The sequence below is a fragment of the Pseudarthrobacter sp. NIBRBAC000502771 genome, assembly GCF_006517215.1.
Taxonomy (GTDB): domain Bacteria; phylum Actinomycetota; class Actinomycetes; order Actinomycetales; family Micrococcaceae; genus Arthrobacter; species Arthrobacter niigatensis.
The window spans coordinates 2,670,117-2,689,165 of record NZ_CP041187.1 but is presented as its reverse complement, the minus strand read 5'-3'; the positions used below and the strand labels follow the sequence as shown (position 1 = coordinate 2,689,165).

13 protein-coding genes and 1 tRNA gene are annotated in these 19,049 nt (G+C 67.0%); 7 read left to right on the top strand and 7 right to left on the bottom strand.

What is annotated here, in order from left to right; translation table 11 throughout:
- Window positions 1-68: 68 nt before the first annotated feature.
- From rho to argS, 6 genes are all read right to left on the bottom strand, one after another.
- Window positions 69-2,207, bottom strand: coding sequence for a transcription termination factor Rho (gene rho, locus NIBR502771_RS12565; protein ID WP_141160047.1), 2,139 nt, complete (start codon window positions 2,205-2,207; stop codon window positions 69-71).
- 292 nt (window positions 2,208-2,499) lie between these two features.
- Window positions 2,500-3,474 (bottom strand): homoserine kinase, encoded by a 975-nt coding sequence (gene thrB / locus NIBR502771_RS12560; RefSeq protein WP_141160046.1) that lies wholly within the window; start codon window positions 3,472-3,474, stop codon window positions 2,500-2,502.
- Window positions 3,475-3,476: 2 nt separating this feature from the next.
- The gene (gene thrC, locus NIBR502771_RS12555; protein ID WP_141160045.1) at window positions 3,477-4,583 is read right to left on the bottom strand and encodes a threonine synthase; all 1,107 of its coding nucleotides are present in this window, start codon (window positions 4,581-4,583) and stop codon (window positions 3,477-3,479) included.
- Window positions 4,584-5,900, bottom strand: coding sequence for a homoserine dehydrogenase (locus NIBR502771_RS12550; protein WP_141160044.1), 1,317 nt, complete (start codon window positions 5,898-5,900; stop codon window positions 4,584-4,586).
- Window positions 5,901-7,373, bottom strand: coding sequence for a diaminopimelate decarboxylase (gene lysA / locus NIBR502771_RS12545; RefSeq protein ID WP_141160043.1), 1,473 nt, complete (start codon window positions 7,371-7,373; stop codon window positions 5,901-5,903).
- Between the two features lie 5 nt (window positions 7,374-7,378).
- On the bottom strand, window positions 7,379-9,043 hold the full coding sequence (gene argS / locus NIBR502771_RS12540; RefSeq protein ID WP_141160042.1) for an arginine--tRNA ligase: 1,665 nt from the start codon (window positions 9,041-9,043) through the stop codon (window positions 7,379-7,381).
- 143 nt (window positions 9,044-9,186) lie between these two features.
- On the opposite strand from argS, the gene NIBR502771_RS12535 reads away from it, so the two are divergent.
- The 4 genes from NIBR502771_RS12535 (at window position 9,187) to NIBR502771_RS12520 (ending at window position 12,331) form a co-directional block, all read left to right on the top strand.
- On the top strand, window positions 9,187-9,708 hold the full coding sequence (locus NIBR502771_RS12535) for a hypothetical protein (protein WP_246839659.1): 522 nt from the start codon (window positions 9,187-9,189) through the stop codon (window positions 9,706-9,708).
- Window positions 9,709-9,711: 3 nt separating this feature from the next.
- The gene (locus NIBR502771_RS12530) at window positions 9,712-10,584 is read left to right on the top strand and encodes an FAD:protein FMN transferase (RefSeq protein WP_141160041.1); all 873 of its coding nucleotides are present in this window, start codon (window positions 9,712-9,714) and stop codon (window positions 10,582-10,584) included.
- Window positions 10,581-12,146, top strand: coding sequence for a ferredoxin--NADP reductase (locus tag NIBR502771_RS12525; RefSeq protein WP_141160040.1), 1,566 nt, complete (start codon window positions 10,581-10,583; stop codon window positions 12,144-12,146). The genes NIBR502771_RS12530 and NIBR502771_RS12525 overlap by 4 nt, the downstream gene beginning before the upstream one ends.
- A 112-nt stretch (window positions 12,147-12,258) precedes the next feature.
- Window positions 12,259-12,331 (top strand) — tRNA-Arg (locus tag NIBR502771_RS12520).
- A gap of 89 nt (window positions 12,332-12,420) precedes the next feature.
- Here NIBR502771_RS12520 and NIBR502771_RS12515 read toward each other — a convergent pair.
- Window positions 12,421-13,371, bottom strand: a complete 951-nt coding sequence (locus NIBR502771_RS12515) for a cation diffusion facilitator family transporter (RefSeq protein WP_141160039.1) — start codon at window positions 13,369-13,371, stop codon at window positions 12,421-12,423.
- A 125-nt stretch (window positions 13,372-13,496) separates the two neighbouring features.
- On the opposite strand from NIBR502771_RS12515, the gene NIBR502771_RS12510 reads away from it, so the two are divergent.
- The 3 genes from NIBR502771_RS12510 to hrpA all read left to right on the top strand — a co-directional run bounded on the left by NIBR502771_RS12510 (window position 13,497) and on the right by hrpA (window position 18,986).
- Entirely contained in the window at window positions 13,497-14,549 is a 1,053-nt protein-coding gene (locus tag NIBR502771_RS12510; RefSeq protein ID WP_141160038.1) for a M4 family metallopeptidase, read from the top strand.
- Window positions 14,550-14,610: 61 nt separating this feature from the next.
- Complete coding sequence (locus NIBR502771_RS12505; RefSeq protein WP_141160037.1) at window positions 14,611-14,943, top strand: protealysin inhibitor emfourin; 333 nt, start codon at window positions 14,611-14,613, stop codon at window positions 14,941-14,943.
- 62 nt (window positions 14,944-15,005) lie between these two features.
- Window positions 15,006-18,986, top strand: coding sequence for an ATP-dependent RNA helicase HrpA (hrpA, locus tag NIBR502771_RS12500; RefSeq protein WP_141160036.1), 3,981 nt, complete (start codon window positions 15,006-15,008; stop codon window positions 18,984-18,986).
- The last annotated feature ends 63 nt before the right edge of the window (window positions 18,987-19,049 follow it).

The following is a 19,049-nucleotide window of genomic DNA, read 5'->3' as shown; positions in this document are numbered from 1 at the left end:
CGGGGGCGGCAAAATCCGAACGACAAAGGCGGGGCCGGCAAAATGCGTCGGCCCCGCCTCTGGTGAAGCTACTTGTCGTTATCCGACTTAGCACCAAGCGTCGTCTTCTGGACCTGCATGAGGAACTCGACGTTGCTCTGGGTTTCCCGGATCTTGTTGGTGAGCAGCTCAAGGCTCTGCTGGGTTTCGAGTCCGGAGAGGACGCGGCGCAGCTTCCACATGATCTTGACTTCTTCGGGCGAGAGCAGGTTCTCTTCGCGGCGGGTGCCGGATGCGTTGACATCCACGGCCGGGAAGATGCGCTTGTCGGCCAGCTGGCGGGACAGGCGGAGTTCCATATTGCCGGTGCCCTTGAACTCTTCGAAGATGACCTCGTCCATCTTGGAACCAGTCTCGACGAGGGCGGTGGCCAGGATGGTGAGCGATCCGCCGTTTTCGATGTTGCGGGCGGCACCGAAGAAGCGCTTGGGCGGGTAGAGGGCTGCGGAGTCCACGCCACCGGACAGGATGCGGCCGGAGGCCGGTGCTGCCAGGTTGTAGGCGCGGCCCAGGCGGGTCATGGAGTCCAGCAGGACCACCACGTCCATGCCCATTTCCACCAGGCGCTTGGCGCGTTCGATGGAGAGTTCGGCCACGGTGGTGTGGTCGTCGGCGGGACGGTCGAAGGTGGAGGCGATGACCTCACCCTTGACGGTGCGCTGCATGTCCGTGACTTCTTCTGGCCGTTCGTCGACCAGCACCATCATGAGGTGGACCTCAGGGTTGTTGGTGGTGATGGCGTTGGCGATGGACTGCAGGATGAGCGTCTTGCCGGCCTTGGGCGGGGAGACGATCAGGCCGCGCTGGCCCTTTCCGATCGGGGCCACGAGGTCGATGACGCGGGGACCGATCTTCTTGGGGTCGGTCTCGAGGCGCAGGCGCTCCGACGGGTAGAGCGGAACCAGCTTGGCGAACTCGACGCGGTCCTTGAGTTCTTCGGGCGTCTTTCCGTTGACGGACGTAACGCGCACCAGGGCGTTGAATTTCTGGCGGTTGGACTGCTGGCTGCGGTCTTCGCCTTCGCGGGGTGCACGGATGGCACCCACCACGGCGTCGCCCTTGCGCAGGTTGTACTTCTTGACCTGGGCCAGGGAGACGTAGACGTCGTTGGGGCCGGGCAGGTAGCCGGAGGTGCGGATAAACGCGTAGTTCTCGAGAACGTCGAGGATGCCGGCAACCGGCAGCAGGACGTCGTCGTCGGTAACCTCAACGTCGTCCACGTCCGGTCCCTGGTTGCGGCCGCGGCGGCGGTCGTTGCGGTCGCGGAAGCGGTCGTTGCGGGAGTTGTCCCGGTCCTGGCCGCCGGAGCGGTCGTTGCGGTCATTCCGGTCGCGGCGGTTGCGGCGGTTGCGGCGGCTTCCGCCGTCGGAGTCGTCGTTGTCCCGGTTGTCCCGGCCGCCGTCGCGCTGGCCGGCGTCGCGGCTGCCGCTGTTGTCGCGGCCGCCGTCGGAATCGCGGGTGTTGTCGCGGCCGCGTGTCCGGCCGCCATCGCGGCGTTCGGTGCGCTGCCCGGCGTCCCCTGCTTCTGCGGGGGCTTCGGTGCGCTGTTCACCTGCACGCTGCTCGCCTGCACGCTGTTCCGTTGCCGGCTGTTCTGCCGGGGTTTCCACCGGCGCTTCCTGGATGGAGGCGGCAGCGGCTTCGCTGCGGCGGCGGTTGCGGGTGCGGGGCTGGCGGCGCTCGGGGGCGCCTTCGGATGCCTCGGTGCTTTCCGCGGGGGCGGCCGACGGCGCCTCAACGGCCGCGGTGGCAGGCGCCGCAGCGGTTTCCACGGCGGGAGCTTCGGCTGCCGGGGCTACCACGCCGTCGCTGACGGCGCGGCGGCTGCGGCCGCGTCCGCGGGCACGGGTGCCTTCAGCGGCGGGAGCTTCTGCGGTGGCTGCTTCCGGAGCGGCTGCAGCCGGAGCCACGGTGCTTTCCGAAGCCTTGTCCGCTGCCTTGGCAGGGGTCTTGACGGTCAGGTTGCCTGCGCGGTGGGCGGAGATGGCCGAGACCAGGTCCCCCTTGCGCATGCGGGAGCCGCCGGAGATACCGAGCTGGCTGGCGAGGGCCTGCAGCTGGGCGAGCTTAAGGCCGGCAAGGCCGCTGCTCTTGGCGGGTGCTGCCGATGATTCGGCAGCAGAAGTTGTGTGTTCCACAGCTGGCGACAGCTCAGTGGTTTCGGTCACGAAGGATCCTTCCCCCTCGACGGCGTCCAGACTGGGAGCTGGACGCGATGATTTGATCTGGGCTGCAGTTCAGATCTGCAGCCGGATTTCAGCCTTGCCGGTTGGATTTCGGCCAGCAGGGCCGGATACTGATTCACCTTGCGCTGCGCCCACGGCGCAACGCCTGACTGACGCTTCAGGGGCAGTTGGATGCTGCAGATTCCTGCGACAGACCAAGCAGGTGGCACCGGAATACATTCACAGTGGTAGATCAAACAGCAACTGAATGCAGGAGCAGATCAGATAGGCGGAATTACCGCCGGTGCACGTCCACCTTAGCACCTTCAACGTCCACTGCGAGCTTCAGCACGCGCCAGCCGATGTCCGGCGTGTTCTCCGCCGTAAAGGCTTCGATGAAGGCCACGGCGTCCGTGCCCTGCGCTTCCCCGTTGGCCAGCACCAGGACGGTGGGCCCTGCACCGGAAACCACTGCGGCATAGCCTGCCTTGCGGAGGGCGCCGATCAGTGCCGCACTGGGCCGCATGGCCTCCGCGCGGTAGCTCTGGTGCAGGTAGTCCTCGGTGCCCGGCACCAGGAATTCCGGCTTTTGCGTGAGCGCGTGGATCAGCAGCGCTGCCCTGCCGGAATTCATGGCGGCGGCGTGGTGTCCCACAGAGGCCGGGAGCAGGGCGCGGGCAGCTTCGGTGGAGAGTTCGAAATCGGGCACCGCCACGACGGGGATCACGGATCCGGCAACTGTGGCACTGGTGCTGCTGTACTGCTCACTGTCCTGCCATGACAGCGCCAGTCCGCCGAAAATCGCGGGTGCGACGTTGTCCGGGTGGCCTTCCATCTCGCTGGTGAGCTGGAGGATCCAGTCCTTTCCGCGGCGGCTTTCGGCCGGAACCATGGCATTGGCAGCCGAGACTGCGGCCACCACGGCTGATGCGGAGGAGCCCAGCCCACGGCCGTGCGGGTTGACGTTGCGGGCCGTCACCTTCAGGCCTCCGTGCCGGTAGCCAAGCCGCTCAAACGCTGCGTCCATGGCCCTGATTACCAGGTGGCTGGCATCCCGCGGAAGGGTGTCTGCGCCCTCGCCGCTGAGCTCGAAGACGAGTTCGTCCGTGTCCAGGCTTTCCACGGTCAGGGTGTCGTGCAGCGCCAGGGCCAGTCCCAGGCTGTCGTATCCGGGGCCCAGGTTGGCCGTCGTGGCCGGGACGCGGACGGTAACGCACTGGCCCGGCTCGATCAGTTGCAGTCCAACGGCGGCCTGCGAGGTGGTGTCCAAGGCTATTTTTCTTCCAGTCCCAGCTCAGCGGCCACAGTGACAACGTCATTCGGAACCTTGACCGGTTGGACGTCGTTGCCGTCTTCGGTGCGAAGGGCCCACTGCGGGTCCTTGAGGCCATGGCCGGTGACGGTAATGACGATGGTCTTTCCGCTGGGGACCTCGCCGGCGGCGTGCTTCTTGAGCAGGCCCGCCACGCCGGCCGCGGATCCGGGCTCTACGAAGACGCCCTCCTTGGCTGACAGCCAGCGGTGGGCGTTCAGGATCTCCTCGTCGGTGACGGCTTCGATGAGCCCACCGGATTCGTCACGGGCGCCTACGGCACCATCCCAGGACGCCGGGTTTCCGATGCGGATGGCGGTGGCGATGGTGTCTGGTTCCGTGATCGGGTGGCCTGCGACAAACGGGGCGGCACCGGCGGCCTGGAAGCCCCACATTGCTGGCGTCTTGGTGGATACAGCGGGAAGCGTGCCGGCGGTATCCGATTCGAAGGGAGCGCAGTACTCCTTGTAGCCCTTCCAGTAGGCCGTGATGTTGCCGGCGTTGCCCACGGGCAGAACGTGGATGTCCGGTGCATCACCCAGGGAATCGACCACTTCGAAGGCGCCGGTCTTCTGGCCCTGGATGCGGGCGGGGTTGACCGAGTTGACCAGGAAGACGGGGTAGGACTCCCCCAGCTTGCGGGCGATGTCCAGGCAGTTGTCGAAGTTGCCGTCCACCTGCAGCAAGGTGGCACCGTGCGCGATCGCCTGGCTGAGCTTGCCCATCGAGATCTTGCCCTCGGGCACCAGGACGGCGCATTTGAGGCCGGCGGCCGTGGCGTAGGCTGCGGCGGACGCGGAGGTGTTGCCGGTGGAAGCGCAGACCACGGCCTTGGCGCCGGAGGCCACCGCGGCAGTCATGGCCATGGTCATGCCCCGGTCCTTGAAGGAGCCGGTGGGGTTCATGCCCTCCACCTTCAGGTAGACCTCGGACCCGGTGAGTTCTGAGAGCTTCTGCGCGTGAACCAGCGGGGTGCCGCCCTCGCCCAGGGTGATCACCCTGGTGGACTCCGTCACGGGCAGACGGTCAGCGTATTCGCGGATGACGCCGCGCCATTGGTGAGCCACTTAGACTCCTTCTACCCGCAGAACGGATGTAACTGAATTGATGACGTCCAGGCCCTTTACGGCCTGGACGGTGGCTGCAAGGGCAGCCTCTGATGCGCGGTGGGTGACAATCCGCAGTTCGGCCGACTCCACGTTGGATTCCGCATCCCGGTGGATGGTCTGCCGCATGATTTCGATCGAGACACCGTGCTCGGCGAACAGCTGGGCAATCCGGGCCAGCACACCGGGCTGGTCTGCAACGTCCAGGCCGATGTAGTAGCTGGTAGTGGCCGCTTCGATGGGCAGCGCCGGGACGTGGCCGGTGGTGGTTTCCGTGCGCTGGGGTCCGCCCAGGACCAGGCGGCGGGCGGCCGACACGAGATCGCCCATAACGGCAGACGCCGTGGGGGTTCCGCCGGCGCCCTGGCCGTAGAACATCAGCTCTCCGGCGTTCTCGGCTTCGATGAACACGGCGTTGAAGGCACCACGGACCGCGGCCAGCGGGTGTTCGCGCGGAAGGAGGGTGGGGTGGACACGGACGGACACGCCTTCCTTGCCGTCAACGTCGGTCAGTTTCTCCGCGATGGCCAGCAGCTTGATGACGAAGCCGGCGTCTTTCGCCGCGGCGATGTCGGCAGCGCTGACGTTTGAGATTCCCTCGCAGTGGACGTTCTCCAGGGCGAAGCGGGTGTGGAAGGAGAGCGAGGCCAGGATCGCGGCCTTGGCGGCGGCGTCGTGGCCTTCGACGTCGGCCGTGGGATCGGCTTCCGCGTAGCCAAGGCGCTGGGCCTCGGCGAGGGCGTCCGCGAACTGGGCGCCGGTGGTGTCCATCTGGTCGAGGATGAAATTGGTGGTGCCGTTGACGATGCCCAGCACGCGGGTGATCCGGTCGCCCGAGAGGCTGTCGCGGATGGGGCGCAGGATCGGGATGGCTCCGGCGACGGCGGCCTCGTAGGACAGCTGGACGCCGGCTCGGTCCGCCTCTTCGTAGAGCGTGGGGCCATCCTGCGCCAGAAGTGCCTTGTTTCCGGTCACCACGCAGGCGCCGTTCTGCAGCGCGGAGAGGATCAGCGTGCGGGCGGGCTCGATGCCGCCCATCAACTCGATGACAAGGTCGGTGTCCTTGACCAGCGTTTCGGCGTCGGTGGTGAAAAGGTCCTGCGGCAGGTCCACGTCGCGGGGGGCGTTGACGTTGCGCACGGCGATGCCGCTGAGCTGCAGGCGGGCACCGGCGCGGGCAGCGAGGGCGTCCGCGTCCTCAATGAGGATCCGCGCAACCTGGGCTCCAACGTTGCCACAGCCCAGCAGGGCTACTTTCAGCGTTCGCATTTCCGTCATTCAGGCTCCCATGTCGCGGTTCAGCAGGTCTTCTTCGGTTTCCCCGCGGACAATCAGCCGGGAAGATCCGTCGCGCACCGCGACAACGCCCGGCCGGGCCAGATAGTTGTAGTTGCTCGAGAGGGCCCAGCAGTAGGCGCCGGTTCCCGGTACAGCAAGCAGATCACCGGCTGCCACGTCCTCGGGCAGATATACATCTCTAACAACTATGTCGCCGCTCTCGCAATGTTTGCCCACCACGCGGGACAGCTGCGGGGCGGCGCCGGACGTCCGCGAGGCCAGGACGGCCGAATAATCCGCGTCGTACAGCACCGGGCGGGCGTTGTCGCTCATGCCGCCGTCCACCGAAACATACCGGCGGGGATACGTAACGTTGTTGCCCGCGTCACCGTCGCCGGAGGTGCCGGGTACGTCCACGCGGACCGTCTTCAGCGTGCCCACTTCGTACAGCGTGAAGGTGGTGCTGCCCACGATGGCGCGTCCCGGTTCGATGGAGATGCGCGGCGCGTCGATGCCCAGCTCGGCGCAGGTGGAACGCACGACGGCGGCCATCGCGTTGGCGATCTCCGCGGCGGGGCGGGGGGTGTCCACCGGCGTGTAGGCGATCCCGTAGCCGCCGCCAAGGTCCAGTTCCGGCAGGGTGATGGAGTACTTTTCCTGCATGGCGGCCAGGAAGCGCAGCAGTTTCTCGGCGGCCAGCGCAAACCCGTCCGGCTCGAAGATCTGGGAGCCGATGTGGCAGTGCAGGCCCAGCAGCTCGATGCCAGGATGCGCTGATGCGGCTGCCACCGCTTCCTCGGCAGCGGAGATCCCGGCTTGATCGGTGGTATCGGCAGCCATCGAGAGGCCGAACTTCTGGTCCTCGTGGGCGGTGGCGATGAATTCGTGCGTGTGGGCATGCACGCCGGGGGTGAGCCGCAGCATGACCTTCGCCTGCTCCCCGCGCCCCTGCGCGATCGCGCCGACCCGCACGAGCTCATCAAGGCTGTCCACCACGATCCGCCCCAGGCCCATGTCAAGCGCCCGGTGGATCTCGCCGTCGGACTTGTTGTTGCCGTGCAGGGCGACGTCCGCGCCGGGAATTCCGGCCCGGTAGGCCACGGCGAGTTCGCCGCCCGAGGCCGTGTCCAGCCGCAGCCCTTCTTCCTCCACCCAGCGCACCACCGCGGTGCAGAGGAATGACTTGCCGGCGTAGTAGACATCCACTCCCCCGCAGATATCCGCGAAGGCGTCATTGAAGGCGTCGCTGAATGCCCTGGCGCGGGCACGGAAGTCGTTCTCGCTCATCACGAAAAGCGGGGTCCCGTATTGCCGCTGCAACTCGCTGACGGGGATGCCGCCGATGCTGAGTTCACCGTCCCCGTTGCGTGCTGCGTCGCCGGCCCACATCGGTTCGTGGAGGGCATTGAGGTCATCCGGAACGGTAAGCCATTCCGGGGCAAGCGGAGATCCCTGTGCTGCTGCGTGCGTCATGGGTCCTACATCCGTTCCGGCGCGGAAACGCCCAGGAGGTCAAGGCCGTTCGCCAGTACCTGGCTGGTGGCGTCATTCAGCCAGAGCCTGGTGCGGTTGAGGTCCGTGACGGGTTCTTCACCCATGGGCGCAATGCGGCAGGCGTCGTACCAGCGGTGGTAGGCCCCGGCGATGGCCTCGAGGTGGCGCGCCACCCGGTGCGGTTCGCGCAGTTCCGCGGCCTTGGCCACGATGGACGGGTAGCTGCCCAGGTAGGAGAGCAGCTCGTTTTCCGTGGCGTGGTCCAGGAGCGAGGCGTCGAAGCTGTCCTGGCCGTCCACCTGGCGTTCGACGCCGGCAGCCACCGCGTTGCGCGCGGCGCCGCGGGAACGGGCGTGGGCGTACTGGACGTAGAACACTGGGTTCTCGTTGCTGTGCTTCTTCAGCAGCTCCGGATCGAGCGTCAACGGCGAGTCGGCGGGGAACCGGGCCAGGGAGTAGCGGACGGCATCCTTGCCCAGCCACTCAATCAGGTCCTTGAGCTCGATGATGTTGCCCGCGCGCTTGGACAGCTTGGCTCCATTTACCGAAACCAGCTGGCCAATCAGCACCTCGATGTTGACTTCTGGATCATCCCCGGCCGCGGCCGAAATGGCCTTGAGCCGGTTGATGTAGCCGTGGTGGTCGGCGCCCAGGAGGTAGATCTTTTCCGTGAAGCCGCGGTCCTTCTTGGACAGGTAGTAGGCGGCGTCCGCGGCGAAGTAGGTGGGCTCGCCGTTGGCGCGGATCATCACGCGGTCCTTGTCGTCGCCAAAGTCCGTGGTCCGCAGCCAGACCGCACCGCCGTCGTCGAACACGTGGCCCTGCTCGCGAAGGCGCGCCACGGCGCTCTCGATCGCGCCGGCGTCGTGCAGTTCCTGCTCGGAGAAGAAGACGTCGAACTCGACGCCGAACTCTGCCAGGGTGGCCTTGATGTCCTTCATCTGGGCTTCATAGGCCGCGGCCCGGATGACGGGCAGGGCCGCAACTTCGGTGAGCTCGCGGATGTCGGGGTGGGCGGTGAGCACTTCGTGGCCAAGGTCCGCGATGTACTGCCCGGGGTAGCCGCCGTCGGGCACGGGAAGGCCGTGCAGCCGGTTGTAGACGGAGGTGGCGAAGGTGTTCATCTGCGAGCCGGCGTCGTTGATGTAGTACTCCGCAGTGACGTCGGCGCCGGAGGCGCGCAACACCCGGGCAATCGAGTCACCCAGGGCTGCCCAGCGGGTGTGTCCGATGTGCAGCGGCCCGGTGGGATTGGCGGACACGAACTCCATGTTGACCGTGCGGCCGGCGAGCGCCGTATTGGTGCCGTAGCTCCGGCCGGCCTCAACGATGACCTTGGCCAGGGCACCGGCTGCCGCGGCGTCAACGGTGATGTTCAGGAAACCCGGGCCGGCGATGTCCACGGCGGAAACACCATTGATGGACTTCAGCCGGGCACTGAGGATGGCAGCGAATTCACGCGGGTTGGTCCCTGCCGGCTTGGCGAGCTGGAGGGCGATGTTGGTGGCCCAGTCGCCGTGGTCCCTGTTCTTGGGTCGCTCCACGCGCACCTCAGCAGGAATTGCTGATTCCGCAAGGGCGATTTCGCCGGCGGCGACGGCGTCCTTGAGGCAGGCGGATATGGCGAGGGAAAGTTCTTCGGGAGTCACCCCCCTAGCCTACCGGGGGCCAGTGACAGCAAAGAATTTAACGCCGGCCGAAGCCCCGGGGTGAACCTTTCGGGCAGATCCGGCGTTATGCAGAGCGTAGCCACTGCCGCACGGCATGACCTCAGAGTGAAACGAGAGCCTTCATGAGACCCTCCACCCGCAAAAGCCCGTCCATATCCGCAGGCTCCCCGGCAGCGGGCGGCGCCCTCCGCCGGACCCTCTACGCCGGAATCGCCGGCTTGTCACTGGCCGGAACCGTGGCGGGCTGTGCACCCTCGGCGGCCGAGGCCCCGCCGGCCACCAACGGCGCCCCCGGAAACTCCTCCGCCGCGCCGTCGGGCGGCTCCACCGCCCTGGCCGGCAGCGGTGGCAGCTACAAGGACGGCACCTACAGCGCGGACGGCAACTACGTTTCCCCCAACGGCACGGAGACGGTCGGCGTGCAGTTGACCCTCGCCGCGGGAAGAGTCACCGATGTGCAGATCACCCAGCACCCGTCCAACCCGAATACCCGCAAGTTCCAGGGTGAGTTCGCCGGCGGCATCGCGGCGCAGGTGGTGGGCAAGAACCTCGACGAGCTCAACGTTTCCAAGGTTGCCGGCTCCTCCCTGACCAGCGGAGGCTTCAACCAGGCCGTGGGCAAGATCAAGTCGGAGGCGCAGTAGGCGGTGTCCGGCACGGACTGGGAGGGCTTTGCGTTCCAGGGGATCGGCACCGACTGGGAGATCTCCACACCCCTGCCCTTGACGGCGGCGTTGCGGGAGAGCCTCCTGGACCACATTGAAAGGTTCGACGCCGCGTGGTCCCGGTTCAGGGCCGACTCGCTGGTGGCGGCGATGGCCCGCGCACCGGGACGCTACCGGTTTCCCGACGAGGCCGCAGCGCTCGGCCCGCTGTATTCCACCTTGTACGGTTTGACCGACGGCGCCATGACGCCGCTGATCGGCAGCAGCCTGGAACGGCTGGGGTACGATCCCGCCTACTCGCTCCGGCCGGCAGGTCCGCCACTCCCGGCGCCCCCTTGGGAGTCGGTCCTCAGCTGGTCCGGGACCAGCCTGACGGCCAGTGAGCCGGTGGTGCTGGACATCGGCGCCGCCGGCAAGGGTTTGTTGGTGGACCTGCTGGCCGCCGAACTGGAGGGCGCCGGCACCGGATCCTTCATCATTGATGCCAGCGGCGACCTGCTGGTCCGCGGCCCGGACCCCGTCAGTGTTGCCCTCGAACACCCCTACAACCCGGCACAGGCCATCGGCGTCGTGGAGCTGGACGGGCGGGCCCTGTGTGCTTCCGCGGCCAACCGGCGGGCTTGGGGCGACGGACTGCACCACGTCCTGGACGGAACCACCGGGCAGCCGGTGCGGACCGCCGTCGCCGCCTGGGCGCTGGCGGAAACAGCCATGGTCGCCGATGCCCTCGCCACCGCCCTCTTCTTCGTTCCGGGCGCCCTGCTCGCGGACACGTTCGATTTTTCCTGGCTGACAGTCTTTTCCGACGGCAGTGCGACCTACTCAGCCGAATTCGAAGGGAAGCTGTTCTCATGAGTTCCGTGGACACACCCCAAACCGGCCCGGTTCCCTCCCTCAGCGGACGAATAGGGTCAGCCGTGGGCAGGTTCACCATGTACCGGCTTATCCTCCTGGTCCTGGCCGCCCTTGCCGCCTACAGCCTGCTCCTTGACGTGCTGGGCTGGCTGACGTTCGGCATCCCCGAAATGCTGGGACACCTGGCACTGTGCCTGGGACTGACCTGGGCCACCAACCGGGCGCTTGCGGCGCTCTTCCGGGTTAATCCCCACACCGAGTCCTCCCTGATCACAGGACTGCTGCTCTACTTCCTGTTCTGGCCCTCCCTGCAGCCGATGGACCTGGCGGGGGTGGCGCTGGCGTGCGTCCTGGCGTCGGCGTCGAAATACGCATTGGCGTGGCGCGGACGGCACATCTTCAATCCTGCCGCGGCCGGCGCCTTCGCCACCGGCCTGACCGGGCTGAACGTCGCCACCTGGTGGGCGGCCACTCCGGCCATGCTCTGGCTGCTGGTGCCGGGCGTGCTGCTGGTCCTGCACCGCACGCGCAAGCTGTTGATGGCAGCCGTGTTCACAATAGTCGCAACCGCCATCATCAACGTTGAGCTGCTTCGCTCCGGCATGACCGCCGGGATGGGCCTCTGGCAGGCCCTCGCGCAGCGTCCGGTGCTCTTCTTCGTGGGTTTCATGCTGACCGAGCCCCTCACACTGCCGCCGCGGCGACGCCAGCAGCTGGTCCTTGCCGGCGTGGTGGGAGTGCTCTTCGCGCTCCCGTGGAACCTGGGTCCTGTGGCGAACTCCCCCGAGGCGGCGCTGCTTGCGGGCAACCTGCTGGCCTTCCTGTCCGGCCAGCGCGGGGCCGTGAAGCTCCGGTTTGCTGGAAACCGCCCGCTGACGCCCACCACTGCCGAGTTCTCTTTCGAGGCCGCCAGGCCGGTGCGTTTCCTCCCCGGACAATACATGGAGCTGGACCTCCCGCACGCCAGGCCGGATGGGAAAGGCCGGCGCCGCGTGTTCAGCCTGACCGGTTCCCCTGGCGGGCGCCTGGTGTCCTTTGGCGTCCGCACGGCCGGTCCGGTGTCTGCGGCAAAGGAGGCGCTCCTGGCACTGCGGCCCGGCGACCCTGTGACGGCCACGGCGGTGGGCGGCGACTTTGTCCTGCCGCGGGATCCCCGCCGGCCGGTACTGCTCATCGCCGCAGGCATCGGCATCACGCCATTCGTGTCCCAACTGTCCTCCGGCGCCTTGCGGGAGCGGGATGCCATCCTCCTGCTCCTGGCCAGGAGCGCTGACGAAGTGCCCTACACAGACGAACTCCGGTCATCCGGCCTCCCGGTGATGGTGATGCTGGCAGACGGCTCCCGGCCGCCGTCGGGCCTGGCCTCAGCTTCACCCGGGGCGCGCGGCGAGCCCGGCGCTCCCGGCCGGCTGGATGGAAAGGCGCTTGCAGCGCTTGTCCCGGACATTGCCCGCCGGGAGGTCTACGTCTCCGGCTCCCCGGCAAGCGTCGCATCCCTGCGCCGGGCAGCGCGGCGCGCAGGTGCGCGCAGGGTCAGAACCGACTCTTTCGCCGGCTACTGAGGCCTGGCCGGCAGCCGCCGCGGACAAGACCCTGCGCCTGTTTTCCCTTGCGGGCCACCTTCCTGCTAAGCTCTAGGACGTCCCGCCGGGAACGGCAGGAATCCGGAAAATTGCCCTCGTAGCTCAGGGGATAGAGCGTCTGCCTCCGGAGCAGAAGGCCGTAGGTTCGAATCCTACCGAGGGCACATGGAAACCCCCGCCGCTTCTTGAAGCGGCGGGGGTTTTTCGTTCCCCGGGGTCCCCCCGCCCTGCGCCGATCACCCCCGGAACAGGGTCAGAAATTCAGTGCCGGCTCATCAAGGGTTGCCAGGGTCAGCACGGCTTCTTCAACCGTTGCGTGGTCCTCCAGCTCCCGCTCGATCCTGCGCAGGGCCACTGCCACCTCATGCTCCGGATGGTCCCCCTCCAGGTCCACGGCCGCCACGAGGTACAGCTTGCGCGGACCAACGAATTCCAGGTGCAGGTAGGTGAGCCGGGCGATGTCGCGGTGCTCCAGCACCCGCCGCGCCATGGAACGCTCAATATCGGGCGTGACGCCCTGGCCCACCAGGAAGCGCCGGTTCCGGTCGATCAGGACCACGGCGACGACGGCGAGCAACACGCCCACGGCGATCGAACCAATGGCGTCGGGCAGCGGCGACCCGGTGACCTGGTGCAGGAACACGCCCACGAACGCTATGACAAGGCCGATCAGCGCCGCGGCATCCTCGGCAAAGACGGCGCGCAGCGTGGGATCAGAGCTGATGAGGACCTGTTCGAGGGTGTGCCGTTCCAGTTCGTGCGCCGCTTTCCGGGTTTGGCGGAACGCCTGGACGAAGGAGATCCCTTCGAAGACGAAAGCCACCGCCAGGACGATGTAGGCCACCATGAAGTCGGCGGCCGGCTCAGGGGAAACTATTTCCTGGATGCCGTGCATGATGGACACCACCGCACCTGCCGTAAAGAGGCCGAACGCGGCGAACATCGACCAGACGTAGGCTTCGCGGCCGTATCCCATGGGATGCCCCTTGTCCCGGGGCCGGGCTGACCGCCGTTCCGCGAAAAACAGGAACACCTGGTTGCCCGTGTCCGCCCAGGAGTGCGCCGCCTCCGCCGCCATCGAAGCCGAGCCGGAGAGGACGGCCGCCACCGACTTTGCCGCCGCCACCAGCACATTCGCCACGAAGGCGATGATGACCGTCAGCAGGGTGGAACTGGACTTGGTTCGCTTTTCGGATTCAGCCATGCGCCTACCGTACCCAGCGCTGGCTGCTGCAGCCCGTTGCAGGCTGCCGAATTCCTGGCGGTGGCGTCCCTCCCAATGTCGGAGCCTGCTCGTAGGCTGGGTCCACCTAGATGAGGGGGTACGCCATGCACGTTCCGTTCTGTTCAATCGTTCCGCCGTACATGTTGCGGCGGCTGGCGCAGCAGGATGCGCCGGAGTTCTCTTCCGCGGCCAGCGCCGCCAGGAAAGCACTGGTCCACGTCGATTCGTTCCAGGCGGCCCGTTCACAGGCTGTTCCGGCCCTTCCGCCCGGACTGCGGCAGGACAAGGCGGGGCCGGTCAAGCGGGCCATCTACGATGCCGGCGGCGAGGAAACCCTCCCAGGCAATCCTGTCCGCAAGGAAGGCGGAGCCGCCACGGGAGATGCCGCAACTGACGAAGCCTATGACGGGCTCGGATCCACTCACCGGCTCTATGCCGACGCCTTCGGGCGGGATTCGGTGGACGGCCGCGGACTGAAGCTGGACGCCACGGTGCACTTTGGCAAGCTGTACGACAATGCCTTTTGGAACGGCAGCCAGATGGTCTTTGGCGACGGCGACGGAGATGTCTTCGAACGGTTCACCAAGTCCCTGAGCGTCATAGGGCACGAACTGGCCCACGGCGTCACCCAGTACTCGGCCGGGCTTGCCTACCGGAACCAGGCCGGCGCCCTGAACGAATCCATGTCCGACGTCTTTGGCGCGCTCGTTGAGCAGCACGTGGAGAACCAAACGGCAGCGCAGGCCAGCTGGCTGATCGGGGAAGGGCTCTTCACGCCGAAGGTCCAGGGACAGGCGCTGCGGTCCATGAAAGCGCCGGGGACCGCATACGACGACGACGTCCTGGGCAAGGACCCGCAGCCTGACTCCATGGACTCCTACGTCCGGACCAGCGCAGACAACGGCGGCGTCCACATCAACTCAGGCATCCCCAACCGCGCCTTCTACCTGGTGGCGGACGCGCTGGGCGGCTACGCGTGGGAGGCCCCGGGCCGCATCTGGTACGAGACCCTGACCAACGGTTCCCTGCCACCGTCGGCAACCTTCAGCGTTTTCGCCCGTGCCACGGTGAGTGCCGCCACGGACCTGTTCGGTTCCGGGTCCACGGAGCATGACGCCGTAGGGGCGGCGTGGGAAACTGTAAAGGTCAAACTTTAACCGTTGCCCCGGCGCCCCCTCCATCGGCTCCGGGTCCGGATGGAAGCCCAGGGGCCAGGCCATGAAGATCAAGGTGGAACGCACGGGCGGAATCGCGGCGATCACGCGGGTATGGACGGTGGACGCCCGGACGGACAGCGACCTCAGCCAGTGGCAGCCCCTCGTCGAGGCTTGCCCGTGGGATGCGGTTCCCAGCACCCCACGGGCAGCAGCGGCGGCCTTCGCGCCGCCCCAGCCGGACCGCTTCATCTACTCCATCACCGCAGGGCAGCGCCGGGCTGCCCTCCCCGAACAAGCCCTCACCGGACCCTGGCGCATCCTGGTTGACACCGCGCGGGCCGCCGCGGAGGAAGCCGGCGGACCGCTTCCCGGTGCTGGCAGCGGCCCTGCCTGAAGGCGGCCGGCGGCCCGGAGCCGAAGGAGGCGGTTCCCCACGGCAGTAGACTGTCTGCAGCCATGACTTTTCATATCTCCTATCCCGCTGAGCTGCCGGTTTCCGAGCGCCGCGAGGACCTGATGGCCGCCATCGCCGCCAACCAGGTGACCATCATCGCCGGCGAAACCGGCTCCGGAAAGACCACCCAGATCCCCAAGATGTGCCTGGAGCTGGGGCTGGGCGAGCATGGCCTTATTGGCCACACCCAGCCGCGCCGGCTGGCAGCGCGGACGGTAGCGGAGCGCATCGCGGAGGAGCTCGGCGTCGAGATCGGCCAGGAAGTAGGCTTCCAGGTCCGTTTCACGGGCGAGGTCAGCAAGGCGACCAAGGTCAAACTCATGACCGACGGCATCCTGCTCGCCGAGATCCAGCGGGACAAGCTGCTGCGGAAATACAGCACCATCATCATTGACGAGGCCCACGAACGCAGCCTCAACATCGACTTCATCCTGGGCTACCTCAAGCGGGTCCTCCCCCAGCGGCCCGACCTGAAGGTCATCATCACCTCGGCCACCATCGATCCCGAACGGTTCGCCAAACACTTCGGCACCCCGGAAGACCCGGCCCCCATTGTTGAGGTGTCCGGCCGGACCTACCCGGTGGAAATCCGCTACCGCCCCCTCTCGCAGCCGAAAGAGGACGAAGAAGACGCCTCGGACGATGAACTTGAAGAGGACCGGGATCCGCTGGACGCCGTCTGCGATGCCGTGGACGAGCTTGCCGCCGAAGCCCCGGGTGACATCCTGGTGTTCTTCTCGGGCGAGCGCGAAATCCGGGACGCCGCAGAAGCATTGCAGGCCCGCATCCAGTCCAACCGCAGGCTGGCAAACACCGAGATCCTTCCGCTCTTTGCGCGCTTGAGCCTGCAGGAGCAGCACAAGGTGTTCCATCCCGGCAGCAAGCGCCGGATCGTGCTGGCCACCAACGTGGCGGAGACGTCCCTGACGGTTCCCGGCATCAAGTACGTCATCGATACCGGCACCGCCCGCATTTCCCGGTATTCGCACCGCACCAAGGTCCAGCGCCTGCCCATCGAGCGCGTCTCGCAGGCATCGGCCAACCAGCGTTCGGGCCGCTGCGGCCGTGTTTCCGACGGCATCGCCATCCGCCTCTACTCCGAGGAAGACTTCGAATCACGGCCCCGGTTCACCGACCCTGAGATCCTGCGGACCAACCTCGCAGCCGTCATCCTCCAGATGACGGCCATGGGCGTGGCCAGGGGTCCCAAGGACGTCGAGGACTTTCCCTTCGTCGAACCGCCGGAAACCCGCGCCATCAACGACGGCGTCAACCTCCTTCGCGAGCTTGGCGCCCTGGCACCCCCTCGAGCCCACGGCACCGGCACCAAGCCTGAATCAGCCGCCGGCCGGGGCGGAACCACGGGCGGCGGCCTGACCGCCGTCGGGCAGAAACTTGCCCAGCTCCCCGTGGATCCCCGCCTGGGCCGCATGATCGTGGAAGCGGGAAAGAGGGGCTGTGTCCGCGAAGTCATGGTGCTGGCGGCCGCGCTCACCATCCAGGACCCGCGCGAACGGCCAACCGACAAGCAACAGCTGGCTGCGGAAAAGCACAACCGCTTCCGGGACGAAAACTCGGACTTCACCGGCTACCTCAATCTCTGGAACTACCTGCAGGAGAAGCAGCAGGAGCTGTCGTCATCGGCTTTCCGCCGGTTGTGCCGGGCCGAGTTCATCAACTACCTGCGCGCGCGGGAATGGCAGGACCTCTTCACCCAGCTGCGGCAGCTGGCCCGTCCGCTGGGGATCACGCTGGACAACAAGCGCCTGGCGGATCCCGTGGGCAACCACGACGGCATCCATATCAGCCTGCTCTCCGGACTCCTGAGCCACATCGGCATCCTGGACGAGCGCAAGCGCGAATATGCCGGCGCCCGCGGCAGCCGCTTCGCGATCTTCCCCGGATCGGCGCTGTTCAGGAAGTCCCCCACGTTTGTCATGGCAGCCGAGCTGGTGGAGACCAGCCGGCTTTGGGCCAGGGTGGCCGCCAAATTCGATCCGGTATGGGCCGAACAGGTAGCCCCGGACCTGGTGAAGCGCAGCTACAGCGAACCACACTGGTCCACCAAACAGGGCGCAGTCATGGCCTATGAAAAGGTCACCCTCTATGGCGTTCCGATCATCGCCCAGCGGCGGATCAATTACGGCCGGGTGGATCCGGTGGTTGCCCGTGAATTGTTCATCAGGCACGCCCTGGTGGAAGGGGATTGGCGCACCCACCACAAGTTTTTCCACCGCAACCGGGCGCTCCTGCACGAGGTGGAGGAACTTGAGGCCCGCATGCGCCGGCGGGACCTGCTGGTGGATGATGAGACGCTGTTCGAGTTCTACGACGCCAGGATCGGCCCCGATGTTGTCTCCGAACGGCACTTCGACAAGTGGTGGAAGGACGCCCGGCGGGAGGACCCGGACCTCCTGGATTACGACAAGTCGCTGCTGCTCAGTGACGACGCCGAGGACCTGGACGAGTCCGCCTACCCCAAGACGTGGCTGCACAAGGGCTTCGAGCTTCCACTGACATACGAATTCCACCCGGTGGCACCTGGGTCCGCGCCCGACCCTTCCGACGGCGTGACGGCCGAGGTGCCCGTCCTGTTCCTGAACCAGCTCGACGACGTCCCCTTCCGCTGGCTCATCCCGGGCCAGCGGGTGGAGCTGGTAACCGCCCTGATCAAGTCGCTGCCCAAGCAGGTCCGCAAGAACTTCGTCCCGGCGCCCGATGTTGCCCGGCAGGCCGTTGCCGCGCTCGAGTCCGATTTCGATCCCGCCACGGACGAACTGGAACCTTCGCTGGAACTGGCGTTGCGGCGGATCCGCGGAGCGGTCATCCCACCCGGCTCATGGAACTGGGACGCCGTTCCCCCGCACCTGCGCGTCAGTTTCAAGGTGGTGGACAGCAAGGGCAAGGTCTTGGGCGAAGGCAAGGACCTCGTCGGCCTCCAGGAGCAGCTGGCGCCCGCCACCCGCCGTGCCATCGCCGAGTCACTTGGTGCCACCCCCGCCTCCACCGTGCGGGGCGGCGGCAGCACTGCGCAGCGCCGCAACGGCAAGGCGTCCGACGCCGGGTCGCCGGCCGGTCAGCAGGGCACCGGAATGCCGGGCGGCGCGGGTTTCGTCGAGCAGGACGGCCTGACCGAATGGACCGTCGGCACCATTGAGCGCCAGGTGAGCAGCATGGTCAAGGGCCACACGGTCACCGGATATCCGGCGCTGGTGGACCAGGGAACGTCGGTGTCCCTGCGCGTGTTCCAGACGGCCGGGGAACAGCTCGACGCCATGCGCGGCGGTGTGATCAGGTTGCTGGCCCTGCGCGTTCCGGCACCGGACCGCTATGTCCTGGAGCACCTGAGCAATACCGAGAAACTCACTTTCAGCCAGAACCCGCACGGCTCGGTGGCAGCCCTGATCGCCGACTGCGCACTGGCGGCCATCGACAAGCTCACCCCTGCTGAACTCCCCTGGGACCGCAAGGCCTTCGATGCGCTGTATGAGGTGGTGCGCGCGGAACTGATCGACACGGTCTTCTCCGTCACCGCCGTCGTCGAGCGCATCCTGGCCAGCACCCGGCGGATCGAAAAGCAGCTCAAGGGCACCACGAGCCTCGCCCTGATCAGCGCGCTCAACGACATCAGGAGCCAGCTGGAGCAGCTCGTCTATCCAGGTTTTGTGGCACGCACGGGCTACGCCCAGCTCAGCCAGCTGCCGCGGTATCTTGCAGCGATCGAGAAGCGGCTGGAGCGCCTGCCCGGGAACGTCCAGCGCGATGCCCTGAACATGGCGGTGGTGCAGCGGCTCGAGGACGACTATGACGATGCCGTGTCCGCGCTGCTGCCCGGACGACGTGCCGGACAGGAGTTAACCCAGGTGCGCTGGATGCTTGAGGAGCTCCGGGTCAGCCTCTTCGCCGTCGAGCTGGGAACTGCCTACTCCGTGTCCGAGAAGCGGATCCGGACCGTGCTCAACAAGGCCTTGGCCCCAGCCTGAGCGGCGCCCCGTGTGCCCTGCTGGGTGCCCGGCCTGCAAGGGCCGGGCACCCAGCAGAAAGCC